General features: G+C 61.1%; 20 protein-coding genes and 1 pseudogene. 11 read left to right on the top strand and 10 right to left on the bottom strand.

From position 1 onward, the window contains the following. Positions 1 to 2 precede the first annotated feature (2 nt). The 3 genes from NL123_RS06070 to edd all read right to left on the bottom strand — a co-directional run bounded on the left by NL123_RS06070 (position 3) and on the right by edd (position 3,636). The gene (locus NL123_RS06070) at positions 3 to 779 is read right to left on the bottom strand and encodes a response regulator (RefSeq protein ID WP_494357407.1); all 777 of its coding nucleotides are present in this window, start codon (positions 777 to 779) and stop codon (positions 3 to 5) included. Positions 780 to 856: 77 nt separating this feature from the next. Further along, positions 857 to 1,813, bottom strand: a complete 957-nt coding sequence (locus NL123_RS06065) for a glucokinase (protein WP_071496500.1) — start codon at positions 1,811 to 1,813, stop codon at positions 857 to 859. After that, positions 1,810 to 3,636, bottom strand: coding sequence for a phosphogluconate dehydratase (gene edd, locus NL123_RS06060; protein WP_248484089.1), 1,827 nt, complete (start codon positions 3,634 to 3,636; stop codon positions 1,810 to 1,812). Before edd ends, NL123_RS06065 begins: the two co-directional genes overlap by 4 nt. A 221-nt stretch (positions 3,637 to 3,857) precedes the next feature. Between edd and gap the strand changes: the two genes are divergently transcribed. The 7 genes from gap (at position 3,858) to NL123_RS06025 (ending at position 12,811) form a co-directional block, all read left to right on the top strand. Next, the gene (gene gap / locus NL123_RS06055; RefSeq protein WP_058426789.1) at positions 3,858 to 4,859 is read left to right on the top strand and encodes a type I glyceraldehyde-3-phosphate dehydrogenase; all 1,002 of its coding nucleotides are present in this window, start codon (positions 3,858 to 3,860) and stop codon (positions 4,857 to 4,859) included. A gap of 201 nt (positions 4,860 to 5,060) precedes the next feature. After that, the gene (locus tag NL123_RS06050; protein WP_033898538.1) at positions 5,061 to 5,579 is read left to right on the top strand and encodes an RNA polymerase sigma factor; all 519 of its coding nucleotides are present in this window, start codon (positions 5,061 to 5,063) and stop codon (positions 5,577 to 5,579) included. Positions 5,580 to 5,653: 74 nt separating this feature from the next. Next, positions 5,654 to 6,622 carry a FecR family protein gene (locus NL123_RS06045; RefSeq protein WP_494357406.1) on the top strand — a complete coding sequence of 323 codons (969 nt, stop codon included), beginning with the start codon at positions 5,654 to 5,656 and terminating at the stop codon, positions 6,620 to 6,622. Positions 6,623 to 6,737: 115 nt separating this feature from the next. Further along, a complete protein-coding gene (locus NL123_RS06040; RefSeq protein ID WP_494357405.1) occupies positions 6,738 to 9,302 on the top strand; it encodes a TonB-dependent receptor in 2,565 nt (854 codons plus the stop codon). 134 nt (positions 9,303 to 9,436) lie between these two features. Then, positions 9,437 to 10,045, top strand: a complete 609-nt coding sequence (locus NL123_RS06035) for a biliverdin-producing heme oxygenase (protein ID WP_248484095.1) — start codon at positions 9,437 to 9,439, stop codon at positions 10,043 to 10,045. An 86-nt stretch (positions 10,046 to 10,131) separates the two neighbouring features. Continuing rightward, the gene (locus tag NL123_RS06030; protein WP_248484097.1) at positions 10,132 to 10,533 is read left to right on the top strand and encodes a YbaN family protein; all 402 of its coding nucleotides are present in this window, start codon (positions 10,132 to 10,134) and stop codon (positions 10,531 to 10,533) included. Between the two features lie 139 nt (positions 10,534 to 10,672). Continuing rightward, entirely contained in the window at positions 10,673 to 12,811 is a 2,139-nt protein-coding gene (locus NL123_RS06025; RefSeq protein WP_248484099.1) for a methyl-accepting chemotaxis protein, read from the top strand. Between the two features lie 134 nt (positions 12,812 to 12,945). Here NL123_RS06025 and NL123_RS06020 read toward each other — a convergent pair whose 3' ends face one another. Beyond that, on the bottom strand, positions 12,946 to 13,509 hold the full coding sequence (locus NL123_RS06020; protein ID WP_071496494.1) for an NAD(P)H nitroreductase: 564 nt from the start codon (positions 13,507 to 13,509) through the stop codon (positions 12,946 to 12,948). A 140-nt stretch (positions 13,510 to 13,649) separates the two neighbouring features. Here NL123_RS06020 and NL123_RS06015 point away from each other — a divergent pair, with 140 nt between their 5' ends. From NL123_RS06015 to NL123_RS06005, 3 genes are read left to right on the top strand one after another with little or no spacing between them, the layout of a single operon-like run. After that, positions 13,650 to 15,077 carry a di-heme oxidoreductase family protein gene (locus tag NL123_RS06015; RefSeq protein WP_494357404.1) on the top strand — a complete coding sequence of 476 codons (1,428 nt, stop codon included), beginning with the start codon at positions 13,650 to 13,652 and terminating at the stop codon, positions 15,075 to 15,077. A gap of 31 nt (positions 15,078 to 15,108) precedes the next feature. After that, positions 15,109 to 16,173 (top strand): imelysin family protein, encoded by a 1,065-nt coding sequence (locus tag NL123_RS06010; RefSeq protein ID WP_016975505.1) that lies wholly within the window; start codon positions 15,109 to 15,111, stop codon positions 16,171 to 16,173. Between the two features lie 2 nt (positions 16,174 to 16,175). Next, positions 16,176 to 17,273: a DUF1513 domain-containing protein gene (locus NL123_RS06005; RefSeq protein WP_248488257.1), complete on the top strand. Its 1,098-nt coding sequence runs from the start codon at positions 16,176 to 16,178 to the stop codon at positions 17,271 to 17,273. Positions 17,274 to 17,315: 42 nt separating this feature from the next. Here the strand turns inward: NL123_RS06005 and NL123_RS06000 are convergent. From NL123_RS06000 to colR, 6 genes and pseudogenes are all read right to left on the bottom strand, one after another. Continuing rightward, positions 17,316 to 18,569, bottom strand: a pseudogene (locus NL123_RS06000) (IS3 family transposase). Positions 18,570 to 18,678: 109 nt separating this feature from the next. Next, positions 18,679 to 18,906 carry a hypothetical protein gene (locus tag NL123_RS05995; protein ID WP_058426797.1) on the bottom strand — a complete coding sequence of 76 codons (228 nt, stop codon included), beginning with the start codon at positions 18,904 to 18,906 and terminating at the stop codon, positions 18,679 to 18,681. Further along, positions 18,903 to 19,622 (bottom strand): lipopolysaccharide kinase InaA family protein, encoded by a 720-nt coding sequence (locus NL123_RS05990; protein WP_248484103.1) that lies wholly within the window; start codon positions 19,620 to 19,622, stop codon positions 18,903 to 18,905. Before NL123_RS05990 ends, NL123_RS05995 begins: the two co-directional genes overlap by 4 nt. A gap of 4 nt (positions 19,623 to 19,626) precedes the next feature. Next, positions 19,627 to 20,307 (bottom strand): class I SAM-dependent methyltransferase, encoded by a 681-nt coding sequence (locus tag NL123_RS05985; RefSeq protein ID WP_248484105.1) that lies wholly within the window; start codon positions 20,305 to 20,307, stop codon positions 19,627 to 19,629. Positions 20,308 to 20,495: 188 nt separating this feature from the next. Beyond that, positions 20,496 to 21,776: a sensor histidine kinase gene (locus tag NL123_RS05980; RefSeq protein WP_179028699.1), complete on the bottom strand. Its 1,281-nt coding sequence runs from the start codon at positions 21,774 to 21,776 to the stop codon at positions 20,496 to 20,498. Next, complete coding sequence (gene colR / locus NL123_RS05975) at positions 21,766 to 22,449, bottom strand: two-component system response regulator ColR (RefSeq protein WP_003175870.1); 684 nt, start codon at positions 22,447 to 22,449, stop codon at positions 21,766 to 21,768. Before colR ends, NL123_RS05980 begins: the two co-directional genes overlap by 11 nt. A 200-nt stretch (positions 22,450 to 22,649) precedes the next feature. On the opposite strand from colR, the gene NL123_RS05970 reads away from it, so the two are divergent. Continuing rightward, the gene (locus tag NL123_RS05970) at positions 22,650 to 24,599 is read left to right on the top strand and encodes an LTA synthase family protein (RefSeq protein WP_248484107.1); all 1,950 of its coding nucleotides are present in this window, start codon (positions 22,650 to 22,652) and stop codon (positions 24,597 to 24,599) included. Positions 24,600 to 24,602 lie beyond the last annotated feature (3 nt).

Raw genomic sequence — 24,602 nt, 5'->3', positions numbered from 1 at the left:
GTTCAGTGGACATTGCCGGCAACCACGCTGGCTGCCAGTTGATAACCACTGCCCCGCACGGTGCGGATCAGACGAGGGGGCTTTTCGGTGTCGCGCAGGCGTTGGCGCAGGCGGCTGACGGCCATGTCGACGATGCGATCCAACGGCATCAGGTCGCGACCCCGGGTAGCATTGCCGATGGTGTCACGGTCGAGAATCTGCTGCGGATGGTCGAGAAACAATTTGAGCAAGGCAAAGTCGGCACCGGAAAGGATGACTTCTTCGCCGTCCACATGGAACAGGCGGTGGCTGATCATATCCAGCCGCCACTCATCGAATACCAGCACTTCGCCGCCGCTGCTGCGCTCCTGGCCGAACTGGCAACGGCGCAACAAGGCCTTGATCCGCGCTTGCAACTCGCGAGGGCTGAAGGGTTTGCCGATGTAGTCGTCGGCGCCCAGCTCCAGGCCGATCACACGGTCGGCCTCGTCGGAACTGGCGGTGAGCATGATGATCGGCACCTGCGCCTGGCGCGGGTGCTGGCGGATCCAGCGGCAAAGGCTGAAACCGTCTTCGTCCGGCAACATCACATCGAGGATGACCAGGTCGCACGGCGCCTCGTTCATCGCCTGGCGGAACCCCGCGCCATCCGGCACCCCACGCACCTGGAAACCGGCGCGACTGAGGTAGGTCTGCAGCAATTCGCGGATTTCCTGGTCGTCGTCGACCAGGAGGATCGATTTACTGATTACGCTCACGGGGTCCTCCTTGTTGTTATGGGGTGTTGTTGATGGCCTCATCGGGGGCAAGCCCCCTCCCACATTGGAATGCGTTCCCAATGTGGGAGGGGGCTTGCCCCCGATAGGGCCATCAGTCCCTATGCAAAAGCCTGTTCCAACGCGACGCCAGCCCCGGTCAACCCGGAATACGGCGCGGTCACCAACCACACCGGAATACCCTTGAAGTAGTCGCTCATGCAGCCTTTGTCAGCAAAGCTCCTGGCAAAACCGCTGTGGATAAAGAAGTCGGCAAACCTCGGTATCACCCCGCCCACGATGTACACACCACCGCGTCCACCGGTGGTCAGCACATTGTTACCGGCGACGCGGCCCAGCCAGATGCTGAACTGGTCCAACACCTCCATCGCCACCGGGTCACCGGCCAGACCGGCGGCCGTGATGGCTTCGGGCGTTTCCAGTACCGGCGCATGGCCGTCGACTGCACAGATCGCCCGGTACAGACGTGGCAACCCACCACCGCTCAAAGCGGTTTCAGCGCTGACATGCCCGATCTCGGTGTAGATGTGCTGCCACAGTTGGGTTTCCCGTGGGCTGCTCAGCGGCAGGTCGACATGCCCGCCTTCCCCCGGCAGCGCCGCAAAGCGGCCACCGCCCAAGTCCAGCAATGTACCGACACCCAGGCCAGTGCCCGGACCGATCACCACCGCAGGCCGCAACGGCTCCGGCGTGCCTTCGCAGACCACGCGGAATTCGTCGGGCTTGAGGCGGGTCATGCCCAGGGCCATGGCCGAGAAGTCATTGACCAGCAGCAGTTCGTCCACCTGCAACGCCTTGCAAAACGCAGTCTTGCTCAGGCGCCAGTGATTGTTGGTGAATTTAAATTCATCTCCGCTCACCGGGCCAGCGACAGAAAGACACACCGCGCCGATGTCCCCGATTTCCAGGCCTTCCTCTTTGAGGTAGACCTTGATCGCCTCTTCAGGACTCTTGTGATCCGCCGTGGCATGCACACGGATCGAATGCAGTTCCTGATCCCGCCACAACGCAAAACGGGCATTGGTGCCCCCGATGTCACCGACCAGCGCAAGCTTCACTTAAGCGTCTCCAAGGCACAGGTAAAGGCGCTGGCGCCCTGCTCTGCGGAGCTTGCGGCCAAGCGCATAAATGCAAACAGCTCGCGACCGGCCCCCACGTTATTGCCCAACAGGCCCGTGGCAGGCGCGCGCGCTGCAAATTCTTCGGCGTCCACCTTAAGCTCCAGGGTGCCCTTCACGCCATCCACGCGAATGATATCGCCATCGCGCACCCGCGCCAGTGGTCCGCCGCTCTGGGCTTCGGGGTTGACGTGAATCGCGGCGGGGATCTTACCCGACGCGCCCGACATACGCCCGTCTGTTACCAGCGCGACCTTGAAGCCACGGTCCTGCAACACACCGAGGAACGGCGTCATCTTGTGCAATTCGGGCATGCCATTGGAGCGCGGGCCCTGGAAGCGCATCACCGCGACGAAGTCTTTTTCCAACTGGCCGGCCTTGAACGCGTCGGCCAGGTCCTGCTGATCCTGGAACACCACGGCAGGTGCTTCGACAATCTGGTGTTCAAGGGCCACGGCCGAGACTTTCATCACGCCACGCCCCAGGTTGCCCTCCATCACGCGCAAGCCGCCCTCGGGCGAGAACGCACGGGCCACGGGGCGCAGGATGCTTTCGTCGAGGCTCTCGATCGGGCCGTCGCGCCAGATCAGCTCACCGTCGACCAGGAACGGCTCCTGGGTGTAGCGGCTCAGGCCCTTGCCGGCCACGGTGTTGACGTCTTCGTGGAGCAGGCCGGCTTCGAGTAGCTCGCGGATCAGGAACGACATGCCGCCCGCCGCCTGGAAGTGGTTGATGTCGGCCTTGCCGTTCGGATACACGTGGGACAGGGTCGGCACCACCTCGGAAAGGTCGGCCATGTCGTCCCAGGTGAGGATGATGCCCGCCGACATGGCGATGGCCGGCATGTGCAGGGTGTGGTTGGTCGAGCCGCCGGTGGCGTTGAGCGCGATGATGGAGTTGACGATGGACTTTTCGTCGACGATCTCGCCGATCGGCATGAAGTTGCCGTTGGCCTTGGTCAGGCGCGTGACCTGGTGCGCGGCTTCGCGGGTCAGCGCGTCACGCAGCGGTGTGTACGGGTTGACGAACGAGGCGCCCGGCAGGTGCAGGCCCATCACTTCCATCAACAACTGGTTGGTGTTGGCGGTGCCGTAGAAGGTGCAGGTGCCGGGGCTGTGATAGGACTTCATCTCCGATTCCAGCAGCTCTTCGCGGGTGGCCTTGCCTTCAGCGTAGCGCTGGCGCACATCGGCTTTCTGCTTGTTGGAAATGCCCGACGGCATCGGCCCGCCCGGTACGAAGATCATCGGCAGGTGACCGTAGCGCAGCGCGCCCATCATCAGGCCGGGGACGATCTTGTCGCAGATGCCCAGCATCAAGGCCGCGTCGAACATGTTGTGGGACAGCGCTACCGCCGTGGACATGGCAATGACTTCACGGCTGAGCAGGCTCAGCTCCATGCCGGGCTCGCCCTGGGTCACGCCGTCGCACATCGCGGGCGTGCCGCCGGCGAACTGGCCGACCGAGCCGACTTCGCGCAGTGCTTTCTTGATCTGTTCAGGGAAATGTTCGTACGGCTGGTGCGCCGAGAGCATGTCGTTATATGACGAAACAATTGCCACGTTGGCGGCATTCATCATGCGCAGGCTATTTTTATCTTCAGTGCCGCAACCGGCCACGCCGTGGGCAAAGTTGGCGCATTGCAGCTTGCCGCGCATCGGACCGTCGCTGGCTGCGCCGCGAATGAGCGCAAGGTAAGCCTCGCGGGTGGCGCGGCTGCGGGCGATAAGCCGTTCGGTGACCTCAAGAACGCGGGGATGCATGTGTAGAACTCCAGGCTAACGGATGTGGCGACCTGAGTGTCTATGCTGATCAAACGCCCGCAGCGCATGGGATGGCAGGGAGTCGTTTGGATCATCGGACCAGTTGATTCAGGTCACTCGTTGTAGATTGAACAAAATATTGCCACTAAAAAGGCTTGTTTTCTATTTTTATGCGAATAATCTTGTAATTCTTACAACAAATCGACGACAGGCACTTTCCAATGACTCTTCGTATCGCAATCAATGGTTTTGGCCGTATCGGCCGTAATGTCCTGCGCGCACTGTATACCCAAGGCTACCGCCAGGATTTGCAGATCGTCGCCATCAATGATCTGGGCGACAGTTCGATCAATGCCCACCTGCTCAAATACGACACCGTACATGGCACTTTCGAAGCAGAGGTCGCCCACGATCAGGAAAGCCTGACCGTCAATGGTGACCGGATTGCCGTCAGTGCCATTCGCAACCCGGCCGACCTGCCCTGGGCTGCGCACAAGATCGACGTGGTGTTCGAATGCACCGGCCTGTTCACCGACCGTGACAAGGCTGCCGCCCATATTACCGCCGGCGCACGCAAGGTGATCATCTCGGCACCGGCCAAGGGCGCGGACGCCACCGTGGTCTACGGCGTCAACCATGACATTCTGCGTCAATCCCACCAGATCATCTCTAACGCCTCGTGCACCACCAACTGCCTGGCGCCTGTGGCTCAAGTGCTGCACCGCGAGCTGGGTATCGAAAGCGGCCTGATGACCACCATCCACGCCTACACCAATGACCAGAACCTGACCGACGTCTACCACACCGACCCGTACCGCGCACGTTCGGCCACCCAGAACATGATCCCGAGCAAGACCGGCGCCGCCGAAGCGGTAGGCCTGGTGCTGCCGGAACTGGCGGGCAAGCTGACCGGCATGGCGGTGCGGGTGCCAGTGATCAACGTGTCGCTGGTGGACCTCACCGTACAACTGAAGAAAGAAGCCACGGCGCAAGAAGTCAACGCGCTGCTCAAAGAAGCAAGCCAGCACTCGAAGATCCTCGGCTACAACACCCTGCCGCTGGTTTCCAGTGACTTCAACCACAATCCGCTGTCGTCGATCTTCGATGCCAATCACACCAAAGTCAGCGGTAAATTGCTGAAAGTGCTGGCCTGGTACGATAACGAGTGGGGCTTCTCCAACCGCATGCTGGATAACTGCCTGGCGCTGTGCAACGCCGAATAAATCCGCTTTGCGGCGGGCTTGTGTGGGAGGGGGCTTGCCCCCGATAGCGGTGGGCCAGTCAACTTATGTATGACTGATCCACTGCCATCGGGGGCAAGCCCCCTCCCACATTGGTTTGTGTCGCGCATAAGGAAAATAGCCACTTGCCATTTAGGTTGATGATAAGCATTATCATTAACTGCAAATCGGTCTGGTAGCACTGTGAGCCAATCTCGCTTCAACCACGTCTTTCTCACCCAACGGGTGGTTCTGCTTCGCACCTTGCAGCGGATGGTGAATAACCACAGCACCGCCGAGGACCTGTTGCAGGAAACCTACCTGCGCGTCACTCGGGCCCTGAGCGAGCGGCCGATCGATCACCTTGAACCCTTCGTCTATCAGACCGCGCGCAACCTGGCGCTGGATCATCTGCGTGCGCGCAGGATCCAGGCCCGTACGCTGCAGGAAGATGTCCCGCTGGACGTCCTGCAAAGTGTCGCCGCCCCCATCAGCACGCCCGAAGATGCCACCCAGGCCGAGCAAATGCTTGAGGCCCTGAGCGTCAGCCTGGGCCAGTTGAGCGCCCGCCAGCAGCAGATATTCATCCTCAGCCGCCTGCACGGTTGCAGTTACCAGGAGATTGCCGATCAGCTGGAAGTGTCCTTGAGCACCGTGCAAAAGGAACTGAAGTTGATCATGGCCATCTGTGTAGGTGTGGCCGAACGGCTGGATCGGCCTTAAGCTTCACCCGACAGAAACGTCGACCCAAGCTGTAGGAAAGTTGAATAGAACGTGGCGAAGACCCGAGGAACACCGTGACGGACCCGAACAAACTGCGCCCCCATGAGTTGGCTCATGAGGTGTTGCAAGACACGGCTATGGACCAAGCCCTCGACTGGCTGATCGCCTTGCAGTGCCCGCAGCCCGGGCAGCAGGCCGAATTCGAAACCTGGCTGGCCAGCGATCCCGCCCACGTCCACGCCTTCGCCAAGGCCCAGGCTGCCTGGGGTGGCGCGCCAGTGCACAGCGCCGCCGTGGCCCTGGCAGCACCGCGCAAGCCCAGCGCCTGGCGGCGGATCAAGCCCCATTGGAAACCGTTGGCCACCGCCGCCGTGTTGCTGATCGGCCTGTTCAGCTTCAGCAACCTGCCGGTGCGCCTGCAAGCCGATCACCTCACCGTGGTGGGTGAACGCCAGCGCCTGCAACTGGACGATGGTTCAAAGGTGTTGCTCAACACCAACTCGGCGTTTTCCAGCAGCATCAAGGACCACCAGCGCATCGCCCGCCTGTACCAGGGCGAGGCGTTTTTCGAAATCAAGCCCAACCATGGCCTGCCCCTGGAAATCGACGCCGGCCCCGTACGTGCCAGCGTGCGCGATACAGCCTTCGCCGTGCGCTACCTCAATGGCGAAGCACAGGTGCAAGTGCAGCGTGGTGATGTCGACCTGAGCAATACCTTCGACGATGCCCGCGTGCGCCTGAGCGCCGGTGAAAGCATCCGTATCGGCCCCAAGGGTTTCGGTGCGCCCGCCAAACTGGACGCCAACAAGGACCTGGCCTGGGTGCAAGGTCGGCTGATCTTCGAAAACTGCCCGATGAGCGAAGTCCTTGCCGAACTGCGCCGCTATTACCCCGGCTGGATCGTCAACACCAACGACCAACTCGCCAGCGTCGCCGTCACCGGCAATTACCGCCTGGACCAGCCGCTGGACGTGGTGCGCTCCCTGGCCCACATCACCTCGGCCAAGCTGTCGGAATACCCGGCACTGGTGATCCTCAACTAAATGAGAATTATTTTTACTCGATAGTCGGCAGTGGTACGTCTCGTCTTAGCCAATGCAACTGATTCCTATTTGATTCAGTTCGCAACTATAAGATTCGTACCCCGGAGCGCTCTCGATGTCCTCTTGTTTCAACCGCCGGTCCTCTTCGCCCGTCCTGTCCTTGCTGACGGCCGCCATCCTGCTGGCCGGTGCGCCAATGATGACCGCCACCGCCGCCGAACCTGCCCCACGCAGCCACGGCAACTACAACTTCAGCATCGAGCAGCAATCGCTGGTCTCCGCGCTCAACGCTTTTACCGCCGTGACCGGCTGGCAAGTCGGCCTGCCGGCGGAACTGGCCCAGGGTGTGTCGTCCCCTGGCGTACGTGGCCCGTTGCCGCCGGAAAAGGCCCTGGACCGGCTGTTGGTGGGGACCAACCTGAGCTACCGCAAGCTGAGCAGCAACAACATTGTTCTCGAAAAGCGCACGGCGGGCAGCACCCTCAACCTGCAACAGGTGACCATCAGCGCCACCCGCAACGAGCAGGATGTAAACAGCGTACCGAGCACCGTCAGCGTGCAGGATCGCGAAGAACTGGACCGCCAGAACGTCAACAACATCCGCGAACTGGTGCGCTACGAGCCCGGTGTCTCGGTCGGCGGCGCGGGCACCCGCTCCGGTAACGCCGGCTTCAACATCCGCGGTATCGACGGCGACCGCATCCTCACCCAGGTGGACGGCGTGGAAGTGCCGGACAACTTCTTCAACGGCCCCTACGCCAAGACCCGCCGCAACTACGTCGACCCGGAAATCGTCAAGCGTGTCGAGATCCTGCGCGGCCCAGCCTCCGCCCTGTATGGCAGCAGCGCCATCGGTGGTGCCGTGAGCTACTTCACCCTCGACCCGGACGACATCATCAAGCCCGGCCAGGATTCCGGCGCCCGCCTCAAGACCGGCTACAGCTCCGCCGACGAAAGCTGGCTGACCTCCGGCACCGTCGCCGGCCGCGTACAGGACTTCGATGGCCTGCTGCACCTTAGCCAGCGCAATGGCCACGAGACCGAATCCTACGACGGCAACAACGCCACCGGCCTGGCCCGCACCGGCGCCAACCCCGAGGACGCGCGCACCACCAACATCCTGGCCAAGCTCGGCTGGAACTATGGCGATGACAACCGCCTGGGCCTGACCTATGAGAAGTACAAAGATGATCGCGACGTCAACCTGAAGAACGCCGTAGGCGGCCCGTTCATCGGCGGCCGAGGCTTTAACCTCTACCGTGATCGTCGTGGCAACGACACCATTACCCGTGAACGTTTCGGCCTGGAAAACAGCTTTGCCCTCGAGTCACCGATTGCCGACCGCATCAAGACCAGCCTCAACTACCAGATCGCCAAGACCGACCAGACCACCGCCGAGATCTATCAGTCAGGCCGTCGTGTCTTGCGCACCCGCGACACGCTCTACCAGGAAAAACAGTGGATCTTCGACGCCCAGTTGGACAAAGCATTCAGCCTCGGTGAAACCGACCACCAAGTGACCTACGGCACCACCCTCAAGCAGCAGAAAGTCACCGGTTCGCGCGAGGGCAACGCGACCTGCGTGGCCGTCGGCAGTGGTTGCACCGCCATCGGCGCGCCCAGCCCGATTGCCAGCGACAGTGTGAAGAAGTCCAGCGACTTCCCCGATCCGACCATCAACACGTATTCGCTGTTCGCACAGGACCAGATCACCTGGGACAAGTGGACCTTCCTGCCCGCCGTGCGCTACGACTACACCCAGCTCAAACCCAAGCTGACCCAGGAGTTCCTCAACACCGTCAACCCGACAGGCGCGGACCCGGTGAGCGACAAGGAAAAAACCTGGCACCGTGTGACGCCCAAGTTTGGCCTGACTTACGCCCTGACCGATCAATACACCTGGTTCGGCCAATACGCCGAAGGTTTCCGTACGCCGTCCGCCAAGGCCTTGTACGGCCGCTTTGAAAACCTGAACCTGGGCTACACCGTCGAGCCGAACCCCGACCTCAAGCCAGAAACCAGCAAAGGCGTCGAAACCGGGATTCGCGGCAAGTTCGACGAAGGCTCCTTCGAGATCGCCGTGTTTTACAACAAATACCGCGACTTTATCGACGAAGACAATGCCGTTGCCGGCGGCAGCCTTGAACAGTTCCAGGCCATCAACATCAAGCGCGCCACCATCAAGGGCGCCGAAGCCAAGGGCCGCCTGAACCTGGATGCCTTCGGCGCGCCGCAAGGCCTCTACACCCAGGGCTCGGTGTCCTATGCCTACGGCCGCAACGACGATAATGGCGAGCCGTTGAACAGCGTCAACCCGCTCAAGGGCGTCTTCGGCCTGGGCTATGACCAGGACAACTACGGTGGCCTGTTGAGCTGGACCTTGGTGAAAAAGCAGGATCGCGTCGACAGCACGACCTTCCACGCGCCGGACGGCGACACCAGCGGCCCCTTCAAGACCCCTGGCTTCGGTGTGGTCGACCTGACGGCCTTCTACAAAGTCACTCAGGACGTGACCATCAACGGCGGCCTCTACAACCTCACCGACAAGAAGTACTGGAACTGGGATGACGTGCGCAGCTACGACAGCGTCGGTGAAGCCGCTGTGACCGGCCCGGCCAACCTCGACCGCCTGACCCAGCCCGGCCGCAACTTTGCGATCAACGTGATCTGGGACATCTAGCAACGCCCTACTCACCTCGTCGAAATTTCATCGACGGGGTGAGGATTTTTTACTGTGCCGCGTCTTCTTGTTCGTCTAGTTGATAACAGCTCTCTTTCGGGCACTAAGGCGTATCCCTTCTCAAGGACTTTTTCATGACCGCTTCCCCTACCGCAGAACGCGCAAGCCTGCGCTCCCAACGCCTGAACCAGATCACCAACGAGCCGCACACCAAGCTGGACGCACTGGTCAAGGCCCACGCCCCGTTTGAAACCCAGGCCAACTTCGCCCGTTTCGTGGTGGCGCAGTACCTGTTCCAATCGGAACTGGTAGCCCTGTACAACGATGCCGAACTGATCAAGATCGTGCCGGACCTGGCCGAGCGTTGCCGTGCCGAAGCCGCCAAACTTGACTTGGGCGACCTCGACACCGACGTACCTGCACCGGTTGCCGGCGCAGTGAAAAACCCGAGCAAGGCCGAAGCCCTAGGCTGGCTGTTCGTGTCCGAAGGCTCCAAGCTGGGCGCTGCGTTCCTGATCAAGCGCGCCGTAGGCCTGGGCCTGAGCGAAACCTTCGGCGCTCGCCACCTGGGTGAGCCGGCGGGTGGTCGTGCCGAGGGCTGGAAAAGCTTCACCCGCACCCTCGACGCCCTGGAATTCAGCGCCGAAGAAGAAGCCGCCGTGGAAAAAGGCGCAATCGACGCGTTTGTGCGCTTCACCGTGTTGCTCGAACAGGCGTACGCTAGCGCCCCTGAATTGGCCTGACATCCAGATTGAAATGCCATCAACTGTGGGAGGGGGCAAGCCCCCTCCCACAGTTGGCGCTCACTTCGCGACGCTACAAATAAACCATGACCCGCAAAACCCCTTCCACCTCGAAAATCGCCCGGATCCTCTTCGGCCTGCTGGCCTATGTCAGCCTGGGCATTGGGTTGATCGCGATTGTCGTGCCGGGTTTGCCCACCACCGAATTCATCCTGCTGGCCGCCTGGGCCGCCACCAAAAGCTCGCCACGCCTCAGCGCCTGGCTGGAGAACCACCGGCTGTTCGGGCCGATCCTGTTCAACTGGCGCAACGGCAAGATCATCGCTCGCCGGGCCAAGGTCAGCGCCACCGTAAGCATGCTGCTGTGCGCCGTCCTGATGCTGGTGATGCTCGACCACGGCTGGCCAATCTACCTGGCCATTGCCGGAATGAGCCTGGGCAACCTGTGGATCTGGTCTCGACCCGAACGACTCGCACAGCCCGTATGACGTTGGCTGTAGGCATTTTCCTACCACTCATCGCCTGCTGCTCATGAATAAATTTGTTACGCCGATGTTTCAGACATAGCGCTGAATGGACTTGGCCTGCACTGCGTGCCTTCCAACAAGTCCATTCGCGAGTGAGCCTATGTTCAACACCCTCTCCATCCGCTTGAAAATCGTGCTGTTGTCCGGCCTTTGCCTGCTGGGGGTGATAGCGCTGGTCGTCAGCATCAATATCTACAACACCAGCCAGAATGATCTGTTGGTCAGCGATTCCAGCTCGCGCATGCTCACCGCCAGCGTGGAACAACTGCTGCAAGCCAGGGCCGCCGAGCAAGCGGGCCAGTTGCAGAAAACCTTCGGCGACAGCCTGATGGCGCTGACCGCGCTGGCCGACCAGATCAAGGATTTGCGCAGCATGGCCAGCAAGCGTGGCCTGGAAGCCGGCGCGCTGCGCGAAGAAATCAACCAGAGCCTGAAAACCACCTTCGATCGCAACAGCAAAGTGCTCGGTTTCTGGCTGTCATTCGAACCGAACGGCCTCGACGGCAAAGACAGCGAATTCGTCGATGACAAGGCGCGCGTCTCCAACGAGAAAGGGCGCTTCTCCAGCTATTGGAGCCGTGCCGGCGGTGAGGGCTTGAACACCATCATGGTCGAAGAAGACCTGAACAAGACCAGCCTCACCCTCAACGGTACGCCCTACAATATCTGGTACACCTGCCCACGGGACACCCGCAATACCTGCCTGCTGGACCCGTATGAAGACACGGTGGCGGGCAAAAAGGTATTGATGACCACCATCGCCTCGCCGCTGATCGTGGAGGGCAAACTCATCGGCGTCGTCGGTGTCGACATCGCCCTCACCGCCCTGCAAGCAACCGCCGATGCCGCACAGAAAGACCTGTTCAACGGCGCCGCACACCTGGAAATTCTGTCCAGCACTGGTCTGATCGCGGCCTATAGCGGCGAACCCGCCAAAGTCGGCAAGAACCTGGTCGACACCCTCGGCGCCGAGGGCAAGGAAATCGTGCAGCTGCTGGCCAGTGACAACCGCATGATCCGCGAACAGGACGGCACCATGCGCGCCGTGTACCCGGTCAAACCGATTGCCGACGCCAAAACCTGGGGCGTGGTGATCAAGCTGCCAAAAGCGGTAATGCTCGCCGATAACGTCAAGTTGCAGGGAGTACTTGACAACGCTCAGGCAGCCGGCACCCTCAAGGCCCTGCTGGTAGCCGCCGCCGCTGGCCTGCTGGGTTTGCTGCTGATCTGGCTGACCGCCACCGGCGTGACCCGGCCGATCAACAGCGTGGCCGCCATGCTCAAGGACATCGCCAGCGGCGACGGCGACCTCACCCAACGCCTGGCCTACGCCAAGAAGGATGAACTCGGCGAACTGGTGAACTGGTTCAACCGCTTCCTCGACAAGCTGCAACCGACCATCGCCCAGATCAAGCAAAGCATCACCGAAGCACGTGGCACCGCAGACCAGTCTTCAGCCATCGCACGCCAGACCAGCGAAGGCATGCAGGTGCAGTTCCGCGAAATCGACCAGGTGGCCACCGCGTCCAACGAAATGAGCGCCACCGCCCACGACGTCGCCAACAGCGCGTCGAATGCCGCCAGCGCGGCACGCGGTGCCGACCAGTCGGCGCGGGAAGGCATGTCGATCATCGAGCAGAGCACCCGCGACATCACCACCCTGGCCGAAGAAGTCAGCAAGGCCGTGGGCGAAGTCGAAGCGCTGGCGGTCAACAGCGAGCAGATTGGTTCAGTGCTGGAAGTGATCCGCAGCATTGCCGAGCAGACCAACCTGCTGGCCCTCAATGCCGCCATCGAAGCCGCACGCGCCGGGGAAAGCGGCCGAGGGTTTGCGGTGGTGGCCGACGAAGTGCGCAACCTGGCCAAGCGCACCCAGGATTCGGTGGAGGAAATCCGCCTGGTGATCGAACGCATCCAGAGCGGCACCCGTGGCGTGGTGGCGACCATGCATTCCAGCCAGAGCCAGGCCCAGAGCAATGCCGGGCAGATCCATCAGGCGGTGCAGGCCTTGGGCAAGATCAGCGATGCGGTCACCGTGATCAGCGACATGAACCTGCAGATCGCCAGCGCCGCCGAACAACAGAGCGCCGTGGCCGAAGAGGTCAACCGCAACGTCTCGGCGATCCGTACCGTGACCGAAACCCTCACCGGCCAGGCCACCGAGTCGGCGGCGATCAGCAGCCAACTCAATGCACTGGCCAGCCAGCAGATGAAGTTGATGGATCAGTTCAGGGTGTAAACCCAATCTCAAAAACAACACAGTTCCAATGTGGGAGGGGGCTTGCCCCCGATAGCAGAGTGCCAGTGAACGCCTCTGTAGCTGACACACCCCCATCGGGGGCAAGCCCCTCCCACAGTTGGTTCACTTTGGATTTAGAGACCGGTCCAGGCACTGACAAACTGCGTCAGGTCTTCTTTAGCAGCAGTACGCGGCGGGTTCTGCGGCGTGCCCAGGTACAGGAAGCCAATCACCTCCTCATCCGCCGTCAGCCCCAGGCCTTTGGCCACATGGGCCGAATAGGACAACTCACCGGTGCGCCACACCGCACCAATCCCCTGGGCATAAGCCGCCAACAGAATGCCATGAGCCGCACAGGCAGCAGCCAGCAGTTGCTCGGACTTCGGCACCTTGAAGTGCTCCTGCAAACGAGCAATCACCACCACCACCAACGGCGCGCGCAACGGGCCGTTCTGGGCCTTGTCGATCACCGCTTGCGGCGCATCGGCGTCTTGCAGGCGGGCCGCTTCGGCCAACAAAGTGCCCATCTGCTCGCGGGCAGTGCCTTCAACCGTGAGGAAACGCCAAGGCCGCAGTTGGCCGTGGTCGGGCGCACGCATGGCGGCGGCGAACAGCACGTCGCGCTGCTCCTGGGTCGGTGCCGGTTCCAGCAGACGCGGCACGGAAACACGGTTGAGCAAAGCGTCGAGAGCCTGCATGGGCCACCTCCAGAAAAAAATGTGCGGTCATTCTAGCGGGAATGAATCGGGATGCCACCAAACGATAATTGCTCTTATTCATTGCGCCCTGCCCTGTTAGACTTTGCGACCCTATTTTCAGCAGTGGTTCAGGAAACTCGATGTTCCGTTCGCTTTTTCGCCTGTCCGCAGCATTGCTGGCCTTGAGCCTGGCTGGCTGCGATGACGCCCCGAGGTTTACCAAGGCCGATCCGGGTGAATCACGGGCGGGCGGCGCTGCGACGGTGAACAAGCGCGACCAGAACGCGTTTTCCCTGCCCTCGGCCAACCTGTCGCCCACGCGGCGCCTGGACTTCAGCGTCGGCAACAGCTTCTTTCGCAGCCCCTGGGTGATCGCACCGTCTACCACCACGGCGCGTGACGGCCTCGGCCCGCTGTTCAACACCAATGCTTGCCAGAACTGCCATATAAAAGACGGCCGTGGTCACCCGCCGCTGCCCGATGCGCCCAACGCGGTGTCGATGCTGGTACGCCTGTCGATTCCGGATACGCCCGCCCATGCCAAGGCCATCGAGCAGATTGGCGTGGTGCCCGAGCCGGTCTACGGCGGGCAATTGCAGGACATGGCGGTGCCGGGCGTGCCACCGGAAGGCAAGGTGCGCGTCGACTACACGCCGGTCAACGTCACCTTCAAGGACGGCACGGTGGTCGAGTTGCGCAAGCCCGACCTGCAGATCACCCAGCTTGGCTATGGCCCGATGCACCCCGACACGCGCTTTTCTGCGCGCATCGCCCCGCCGATGATTGGCCTGGGCCTGCTGGAAGCCATCAGCGACGCCGATATCCTGCGCAACACCGACCCGAAGACCGCCGCCAAGGGCGCCATCGTCGGCCGTGCCAATTGGGTCTGGGACGACGCCCAGCAAAAAACCGTGCTCGGGCGTTTTGGCTGGAAAGCCGGGCAGCCCAACCTCAATCAACAAAATGTTCACGCGTTCTCTGGTGATATGGGCCTCACCACGTCCCTGAGACCCTTTGATGACTGCACCGATGCCCAAGTCGCCTGCAAACAGGCCCCCAACGGTAATGGCCCCGATGGCGAGCCGGAAGTCAGCGACAACATCCTGCGCCTGGTGCTGTTCTACACCCGCAACCTGGCCGTACCCGCGCGCCGTGGCGTCAACACGCCGCAGGTGCTGGCCGGTAAAAACCTGTTCTATCAAGCCGGCTGCCAGGGTTGCCACACGCCAGCATTCACCACGGCCGCCAATGCCGCCGAACCTGAACTGGCCAACCAGGTGATCCGCCCCTACAGCGACCTGCTGTTGCATGACATGGGAGCGGGCCTCGCCGACAACCGCACAGAATTCAAGGCCGGTGGCCGCGACTGGCGCACGCCGCCGTTGTGGGGCATCGGCCTGACGCAAACCGTGAGTGGCCACACCCAGTTCTTGCATGACGGCCGCGCCCGCAACCTGCTCGAAGCCGTGCTATGGCATGGCGGCGAAGCCCAAGCGGCGCAGCAGCATGTGTTGTCCTTCAATGCCGAGCAGCGCGCTGCGTTGCTGGCGTTCCTGAATTCTTTATAAGCTTCGCCCCACTTACAGAAGGGAGCTCGACATGTTCCGTCCCAAGTTGTTGTTCACCAGCCTGGCCGCCCTAGCCCTCGGCGCCTGCTCGCCGCAAGACCCGCAAGCGGTGACCTCGGCGGCCATCGCCAAGCAAGTGATCCTGCCGACCTACAGCCGTTGGGTCGAAGCCGACCGCCAACTGGCCGTCAGCGCGCTGGCCTACTGCCAGGGCAAGGAAAGCCTGGACACCGCGCGTGCCGACTTCCTGCATGCACAGAAGGCCTGGGCCGAGTTGCAACCGCTGCTGATCGGGCCGCTGGCCGAGGGCAACCGTTCGTGGCAGGTGCAATTCTGGCCGGACAAGAAGAACCTGGTCGGCCGCCAAGTCGAGCAACTGGTCGCCAGCCAACCGCAGATCGACGGCGCCGCCCTGGCCAAGTCCAGCGTGGTGGTGCAAGGCCTGTCCGCCTACGAATACATCCTCTACGACGCCAAGACCGATATCGCCGACGACGCGCAAAAGGCCCGTTACTGCCCGCTGCTGGTCGCCATCGGTGACCGCCAGAAGGCCCTGGCCGAAGAGATCCTGGCCAGCTGGAACAGCACCGACGGTATGCTGGCGCAGATGACCAAGTTCCCCAACCAGCGCTACGCCGACTCCCACGAAGCCATTGCCGATCTGCTGCGCGTGCAGGTGACTGCACTGGACACCCTGAAGAAAAAGCTCGGCACGCCGATGGGCCGCCAGACCAAGGGCATCCCGCAGCCGTTCCAGGCCGATGCATGGCGCAGCCAGTCGTCCCTGCAAAGCCTCGAAGCCAGCCTGGCGGCAGCCCAGACCGTGTGGGTCGGCGTCGACAACAAAGGCCTGCGTGGCCTGCTGCCGTCCGAGCAGAAGCCATTGGCCGACAAGATCGACGCCGCCTATGCCGCGTCGTTGAAACTGTTCGCCAGTAACCAGCGCACCCTCAATGAACTGCTGGCCGACGACGCCGGGCGCCAGCAACTCAACGATATCTACGACAGCCTCAACGTCGTCCACCGCCTGCATGAAGGCGAACTGGCCAAGGCGCTGGGCATCCAACTGGGCTTTAACGCCAACGACGGTGACTGATGATGCTCAGGCGACAGGCTTTGGCCGTTGGTAGCGTGCTGCTCAGTGCACTCACACTGGGCGGCTGGACGCTGTTCAAAAGCAAAGACAAGGGCCCGCTGCTGCTCTCGGCGCGGGATGATGCAGACGGCAAGCACTACGCCGTGGGCTATCGCCTGGACGGCAAGCCGGTGTTTGCCACCCAGGTCGGCCAGCGCTGCCACGACATCATCAACCACCCGACGCTGCCGATTGCGCTGTTTGTCGCCCGTCGCCCGGGCACCGAGAGTTACCTGATCGACCTGCGCGATGGCGCGCTGTTGCAAACCATCACCTCCCACGTCAACCGCCACTTCTATGGCCACGCGGTCATCCACAAGAGTGGCGACTGGCTGTACGCCACCGAGAACGACACGTCCGACCCCGGCCGTGGCCTGCTCGGTGTGTACCGGTTCGAAGGTGAGCGGCTGGTGCACAGCGGTGAAATCTCCACCCACGGCATCGGCCCGCACCAGGTGTCGTGGATGCCCGACGGCGAAACCCTGGTGGTGGCTAACGGTGGCATTCGCACCGAAGCCGAAAGCCGCGTGGAGATGAACCTCAACGCCATGGAACCGAGCCTGGTGCTGATGCAGCGCGACGGCACCTTGATCAGCAAGGAAACCCTCGGCCAGCAGATGAACAGCGTGCGTCACATGGGGATCGCCAGCGATGGCACCATCCTCACCGGGCAACAGTTCATGGGGCCGTCCCAGGAGCGCTCCGAGTTGTTGGCGATCAAGCGTCCAGGGCAGCCGTTCGTGGCGTTTCCGGTGGCCGACGAGCAGTTGCAGGCGATGGGGCACTACACCGCCAGCGTGGCGGTACACAGCGAATTGCGCCTGGTGGCGTTGACCGCGCCGCGTGGCAATCGCTTCTTTATCTGGGACATGGACAGCGGCGAGCTGCGCCTGGATGGCCCCCTGCCCGACTGTGCCGGCGTGGGCGCGGTCGAGGATGGGTTTGTCGTGACGTCGGGCCAGGGCCGTTGCCGGTTCTACGATTGTCGCCAGAAACAGCTGGTTGCAAAACCGCTGGAATTGCCGGCAGGGCTCTGGGATAACCATCTGCATCTGATCTGAGTTCGCGTCGCTTTTCACCCGACACGAGCCGGATGCCAATGTCTAGTCCTGAAATAGGTTTACACCTGTTTCACCCCAACGCCCGATGCACTGCATCGGGCGTTTTGTATTTTAAGGACAAGTGCGGGCGCTCCTGGTTGTAGATCAAGATCGCCTCCCGCACCATTTGCTCCGCTTGAACCAAGTCTGTCGGCCGGTGAAGCAAGAGTTCCGCCTTCAAGATTCCGTTGACCCGTTCTGCCAAGGCGTTTTGGTAGCAATCGTAGCCATCAGTCATCGAGCATGTGATGCCATGCTTGGCATGGATTTTTTGATAGAGCACTGAGCAGTACTGCACGCCGCGATCCGAGTGATGAACCAGTTTCTGGCCCGTTCGACGTGCCTTCAACGCCATGCGTAAGGCTTGGGCTACCGAATCGGCATGTAGACTGCCATGCACGTGATAACCAACTATTTTCCTCGAGAAGGCATCCGTCACCAAACTTAGGTAGGCCGGTTCATCGCGCCCTGTAGATAGGTAGGTGATATCCGCCACCCAGACCTGTTCCGGGCCAGTAGCTACGACTTGTTGCGGGCCAGGCTTTAGCAAATTGGGATGGCAGCGAAAGCGATGATGGCTATCGGTCGTCTTGTGATAGGCCCGTCTCCTGCGCACCAACTGCCGGTGCTCTCGTAAAACCCCAAACAAACGATCTCGTCCGACATGCAATTCTGGCTTGTCATGCTTCGCTTGCATCATCGAGTGCAATTTGCGGGTGCCAATGCACGGTTGGCGCACACGAACTTCCTGCACAAACTGGAGAAGTTTCTGATCTTGATCGGCTCGGGCACGATGGACCCGGTCACGCTTGTAATAGGCTTGGCGACTGATACTCATAAACTGGCAAGCCCTGCTGACACTCAGGGTCTGGGTTTGCGCAACGACTTGCCGGACCGCTTTTTTACAACGGATACACCGTAATCGTTCTTCAGAACATCGACCACGTCTTCAAAGAATTTGGCCTTCTGGTTGGCCAGTGCCAGTTGTTCCTCGAGCTCTTTGATTCTTTGCTCGGGAGTCAACGGCAAGGTAGGTTTGTCCATCGGTCGGCTCCTCTGGGTCCGAATGGAGGCGCCTTGGCTCCAGTCCTGCCGACCATGCTTGCGTAACCACACCAACACCGTCGAACGACCCTGAATCCCATAACGCCGTTGAGCTTCTTTATAACTCAACTCGCCTTTTTCGACTTGGTCGACAACCGACAATTTAAAAGTCAGCGTGTAATCTCGTTGACTGCGTTTTGCGCCCGTATTCATTGCACCTTCCCGATAAGACGTCAGAAGGTGTAAACCTTATTTAGGACGAGACACAACCCAAAAAAAAGGCCTCGCAACGCGAGGCCTTTTCATTTTGGTTTTAAACTCATCAACTCTGTGGCCTCATCCCTTGAGACATTCCAAACATGAACAGCAATAACTCATGATCAGGCTTGGCCGCCGTGCTCGCTTTGGCAACGCGCGGCAATAGGCATTGCGCGCCACCCTGCGTTGCACTGAGCACCTGTGTGCGAGGCTGTTCCCACGCCGCCAGCGCCAAGGCTGCGATGCCCAGCGCTCCGACCAAAAACAGACCTCGTGCTATTTCTAGCTTCATCTGGTTAAACCCTTGATAGCGCTGCCAAACGCCGTCTCGTAAAAGTAGCTGAGTTTCTTCCAGTCGGTATCGTTCCACGACGAATGGCGGCGCAATTGCAGCATGTCATGGGAGGCGGCCCGATAAGCGGTCAGGCGCTGGCGACATTTCTCGAAATCCAGCAGCGCCACTTCGACGTTGGCCGAGTCACCCTCGCCCGTCACCCGCACGAAGATGTGCTTGATGTAGAGGCAGCCATGTTGCCATCGGCCCTTGTGCATGCGCGCCAGGGTGCCGGCCAGTTCCTTGAGTACACGCTCATGCACCAGTTCGCCGTATTGCTCGCGGCCACCGGCGGCGTACCAGTTCTCGATTTCGTCGAAACCGTCGAGAGCCGCAGTGACCAACAGCGCTTTCCATTGGTGCTCGGGGTCGCGGCGCGCTTCGCAAAACACCATTTCCGGCACACGCACGTCCAAAAGGCGCAGGCCCTTGATCGCATCGCGCTCGCGCAGCACCGTCGGGCGGCCAAACGGATGCAGCCAACTGCGGTAGATGTGCCCGGTCTGGCGTTTGCTGTAGAGCAAGCGGCCGTTGGGGCTGATCACACGCTGCACACCGCTTTCACCACCACGCCGACGGTTGGGCTCTTCGACCCACTCGCCCTGCTGGCGCCAGAAATAATCAAAGCGTTCTTCGGGCGCTACATGACTGCCTGCTACGCACTCAACTGCCATCCTGTTACCTCTTGCGCAATACATACACTCGCCACATGGCGTAGAGCGGTATGAAGTCCAGGGATTCCTGAACACGAAAACCGGCTTCCTCAAATTCTGCTTCAACAGTAGCAGCCGGTAACACAAACCTGTTTTGGTAACCTTCCTGCTCACCTTTTACACGACGTTGCTGTTCAAGACGCTTGCGTTTCCAGGCCTTGAAATTGCCGTCTACCCATAACGAAATAATCACGCTGTCACGGGTAACGCGTTGAAACTCCCGCAATATGGCCATGCGATGTGCCGGGTCACCAATGTGGTGCAACAGGCGCATACAGAAAATGCTGTCGACCGCGTTATCTTGCAGATCAATATCAAAGGCAGATGTCTGCAAGGGCCGTACCCGTTTCACCACATCGGCGGGCTGAGCGGCCATCGCCACCTTCAACATGGACGCCGAATTGTCGGCACCGATGATCACGCGGTTGGGTTTTTCCGCCAGCAAGGGCCAGAAACGCCCAGCGCCGCACGGCAAGTCCAGCACCAGGCCAGGCTCACCCGCCATCGCCAGCGCACCACGGGCCAATTGCTCGTCGCGTTTGTGGGACAACCGGCGCGCCAGATTGTCCTGATGCTTGAGCAAATATTCCTGAGCGTGTTCGTCGTCGTACTTTTCGGAAAATTCGAGCTTGATCGGATCAGACATCAACGGATCTCCAGTAGCTGATGCCTACAACCTTAAGCAGCGCACTGTGATCAACAGGTCAACCCGTTGTGAAAAACTTGTCCTGTCCAATCCCATACATTTCAAGACTTTACAGACACAAGCGATAGCATGGGGCCATCTTCGCCGAATTACCGGGATCTCTGGCAGGATAGCGGCAGGGGGTGGAGTCAGGCGTTGACCTGACTCAATTGCACATGAAAGCGGCAGCCGTTGGGCTCCATGGTGCTGAGGCTGACGCTCCAGCCCTGGTTCTCACAGATACGCTGCACCAGTGACAGCCCCAACCCCAGGCCCTCACCGCGCTTCTCGCTGCCGCGTACGAACGGCTCGAACATTGCCTCGCGCTTGTCCTCGGGGATACCGACACCGCTGTCCTCCACGATAAATCCGCTCGGTTCCAGGGTGAGTCGGATAAACCCCTGCTCGGTGTAGTGCAGGGCATTGCGCAGCAGGTTGCCCATCACCGCATGCAGGAAGGTGGTGTTATAGCGTGTATCCAGGGGATTGCCGGGCTGGTAGATCAGCTCCAGGCCTTTGTGCTCGATGGGCTCACGCCAGATGCCGAGCAGATCATCCGCCACCTGCGTCAGGCTGACCTGGGGCGACATCGCCGCGTCGTTGTGCTGGGCACGGGCCAGCATCAGGAAGGTCTGCACCAGTTCGCGCATTTCTTCGCAGGCCCGAGCAATGCGCAATACCTGGTTGCGCCCGCGCTGATCGATAGCGGGGTTTTCCAGCAGCAATTCACAGGAGCTGGCCAGTACCATCAACGGTGTGCGCAGTTCATGGCTCACGTCACTGGTAAACAGCTGTTCACGGGACAGCGCCTGGCGCAGCCGTCCCAGCGTGGCGTCGAACGCCACCGCCAACTCGCCCACTTCATCCGCCGCGTAATCCGGCGCCAAGGGCGGGGCCAGGCCGAGCAGTTGGTCGCGGTGACGCACTTGACGGGCCAGACGCACCACCGGCGCCATCACCTTGCGAGCGAGTACCCAACCAAGGAACACCGCCAGCGCCAGGCTGAGCACAAAGCCCACCAGCACCACGGCGAACAACACGCGCTCGCGCTCTTCGAAATCGCTTTGATCCTGCAACAGCACGTAGCGCCGCCCGTCGACCACTTCGACCATGGCGTGGTACGACAGCGCCTCGCGGAATACTTCATGGAAACCGGGCTCAAGGTGGCGCAGGTCCTTGGGCAACTCGAAGTCGCCGGGGCCGCCGCTGAAATAAAACAGCTGGTCTGGCTCGGGCCGGTGCCGCCAGTCCTCGACGGTGTCCATCAGCAGCAGGCGTTGCAAGTCGCCGCCCAAGCCGGCCGAGATCAACTTCTCTTCCACCAGGTGCACCGTCGCGACGATGCCCATGGCGAAGGCCCCCGCCACCAACGCACTCATCAAGGCAAAGGCGATGATGATCCGTTGCGCAAGGCTTTGCTTAAACTCCATCACGACCCTCGGCCAGGCGATAGCCCACACCGTGTACCGTTTGCAGCAACGGCTTGGCGAACGGCTTATCGATCACTTGGCGCAATTGGTGAACGTGGCTGCGCAGGCTGTCGCTGTCCGGGCAGTCATCGCCCCACAGGGCTTCTTCGAGAATTTCTCGGCGCAGCACGTGCGGGCTCTTCTGCATCAACACCGCCAGCAGCTTCAGGCCGACCGGGTTGAGCTTGAGCAGGCGCCCTTCGCGGGTGACTTCCAGGGTATCGAGGTCGTAGCTCAGATCACCCACCTGCAGGGCGCGGCGACCGCCGCCCTGGGCACGGCGCAGCACGGCTTCGATGCGGGCGGCCAGTTCCGACAGGGCAAAGGGCTTGAGCAGGTAGTCATCGGCGCCGGACTTGAAGCCCTGTAGCCGATCGTCCAGTTGGTCGCGGGCGGTGAGCATGATCACCGGCGTATCGCGGCGGGCATCTTCACGCAGGCGCTTGCACAGGGTGTAGCCATCGATGCCGGGCAGCATGATGTCGAGCACGATCAGGTCGTAATGCTCGGTGGCGGCCAGGTGCAGGCCCGACAAACCGTCCTGCGCACAGTCCACGGTGTAGCCCTTGAGCCCCAGGTAATCGGCCAGGTTGGCCAGAATATCGCGGTTGTCTTCAACCAATAGAATTCGCATGGGCAGTGTCTCCGTACGCGGTAACGGCCGTGTTGGCTCGCGCAGCTTAAGGCCAAGTGTGGCTCAGGGATAGACCCGCAAGGGCCGTCGATAAAGGTTTTCAACCGATATTTTAGTTGAACGAGATTTTCACTATAGCTTCACAAACTGACTACAGTGTCAGGGCGAAGATCGCGCCCATCGATATAAGGAAGTTGGACATGGGGTTTCTCAAAACAGCGCCTATGCGCTATTTGCTGTTGGTCACCGGTGCCTGGCTGGTTGTGTTCCTGCTCACGCGCAGCGTGTTGCTCATTACTCACCTGGATGAAGTCGGTGGCAACCTGCTGCCGGTGTTTGGCGTGGGCCTGCTGTACGACCTCGGCTTTCTGGCCTACGCGGCCCTGCCACTGGGGCTGTATCTGCTGCTATGCCCACCCGCCCTCTGGCGCCGTCGCGGTCACCGCTGGTTCCTGCAGGCGGTGCTGACCGTCAGCCTGTTCGCCATGCTGTTCACCTCGGTCGCCGAGTGGTTGTTCTGGGATGAATTCGGCGTGCGCTTCAACTTTATCGCCGTCGATTACCTGGTGTACTCCGATGAGGTGTTGAACAACGTTCTGGAGTCCTACCCGATCGGCAAGTTGCTTAGCCTGCTGGCGATGCTCGCCGTTGTGTTGAGCCTGGCCCTGCGCAAACCGTTCAACGCCGCGATGAATGCACCGCTGCCGACAATGCGGGGTCGCCTGGTCAATGCCCTGGGCCTTTTGATCGTTGCCGGCCTCAGCCTGCAACTGATCAGCCAGGACAGCCCGCGCGCCCAAGGCGGCAACGCCTACAAAAACGAGCTGGCGAGCAATGGCCCGTATCAGTTTTTCGCCGCGTTCCGTAACAATGAACTGGACTACACCCAGTTCTATAAAAGCCTGCCCGCGGATGTCGTCGCCAAACAGTTGCGCGCCGAACTGAGTGAGCCCAATGCTCGCTTCATCGACAAGGACCCCTTGGATATCCGCCGCGCCATCGACAACCCCGGCACGCCGCGCACACCCAATATCGTGCTGGTGACCATCGAAAGCTTCAGCGCCAAATACATGGGCAGCAACGGCGACGAGCGCAACCTCACGCCCAACCTGGATGCGCTGCGCAAGCAGAGCCTGTACTTCAATAACTTCTATGCCACCGGCACCCGCACGGATCGGGGCCTGGAGGCCATCACCCTGGCGATCCCACCGACACCGGGCCGCTCGATCGTCAAACGCATCGGCCGCGAAAGTGGCTTCGCCAGCCTGGGCCAGCAACTCACCGCCATCGGCTATGACAGCGTGTTCGTCTATGGCGGGCGCGGTTACTTCGACAATATGAATGCGTTCTTCAGCGGCAACGGCTATCGGGTCGTCGACCAGAGCAGCGTGCCCGAATCGGAGATCTCATTCAAAAACGCCTGGGGCATGGCCGACGAAGACCTCTACAAACAAACCCTGAAGCTGGCCGATGCCGACTACGCCAAGCAGCAGCCGTTCCTGCTGCAACTGATGACCACCTCCAACCATCGCCCCTACACCTACCCGGATGGGCGCATCGATATCAAATCCGGCAACGGCCGCGACGGCGCGGTGAAGTACACCGACCACGCCATCGGCGAATTCCTGGAGGCGGCACGCCAGAAGCCGTGGTTCGATAACACGATCTTCGTGTTCGTCGCCGACCACACGGCCGGCAGCGCAGGCAAGGAAGACCTGCCCATCAGCAACTACCAGATTCCGCTGTTCATCTATGCGCCCAAACTGGTCGACGCCCGGGAAACCGCGCAACTGGCCAGCCAGATCGACCTGGCGCCCACCTTGCTCGGCCTGCTCAACCTGAGCTACGAATCGACCTTCTTCGGCCGTAACCTGTTGCAAGACAATCCGCTACCACCGCGTGTGGTGGTCGGCAACTACCAGCACCTGGGGTTGTTTGACGGCAAAGACCTGGCGATCCTCAGCCCACGCCAGGGCCTGCGTCGCCACGATCAGGCCCTGGGTGAAAGCCAGGAGCTGCGGGTGGGCAGTGATGACCCGCTGATCCTGCGCGCCATCACCTACTACCAGGCCGCAAGCTATGGTTTCAAACAGCAGTTGCTGGGCTGGAAAGCACCGAAGGTTGCAGAACCTGCGATCAGCGCCCGCTGATCG

It is taken from the genome of Pseudomonas sp. FBCC-B1565, assembly GCF_059133265.1.
This window is presented reverse-complemented; position numbering and strand designations above follow the sequence as displayed.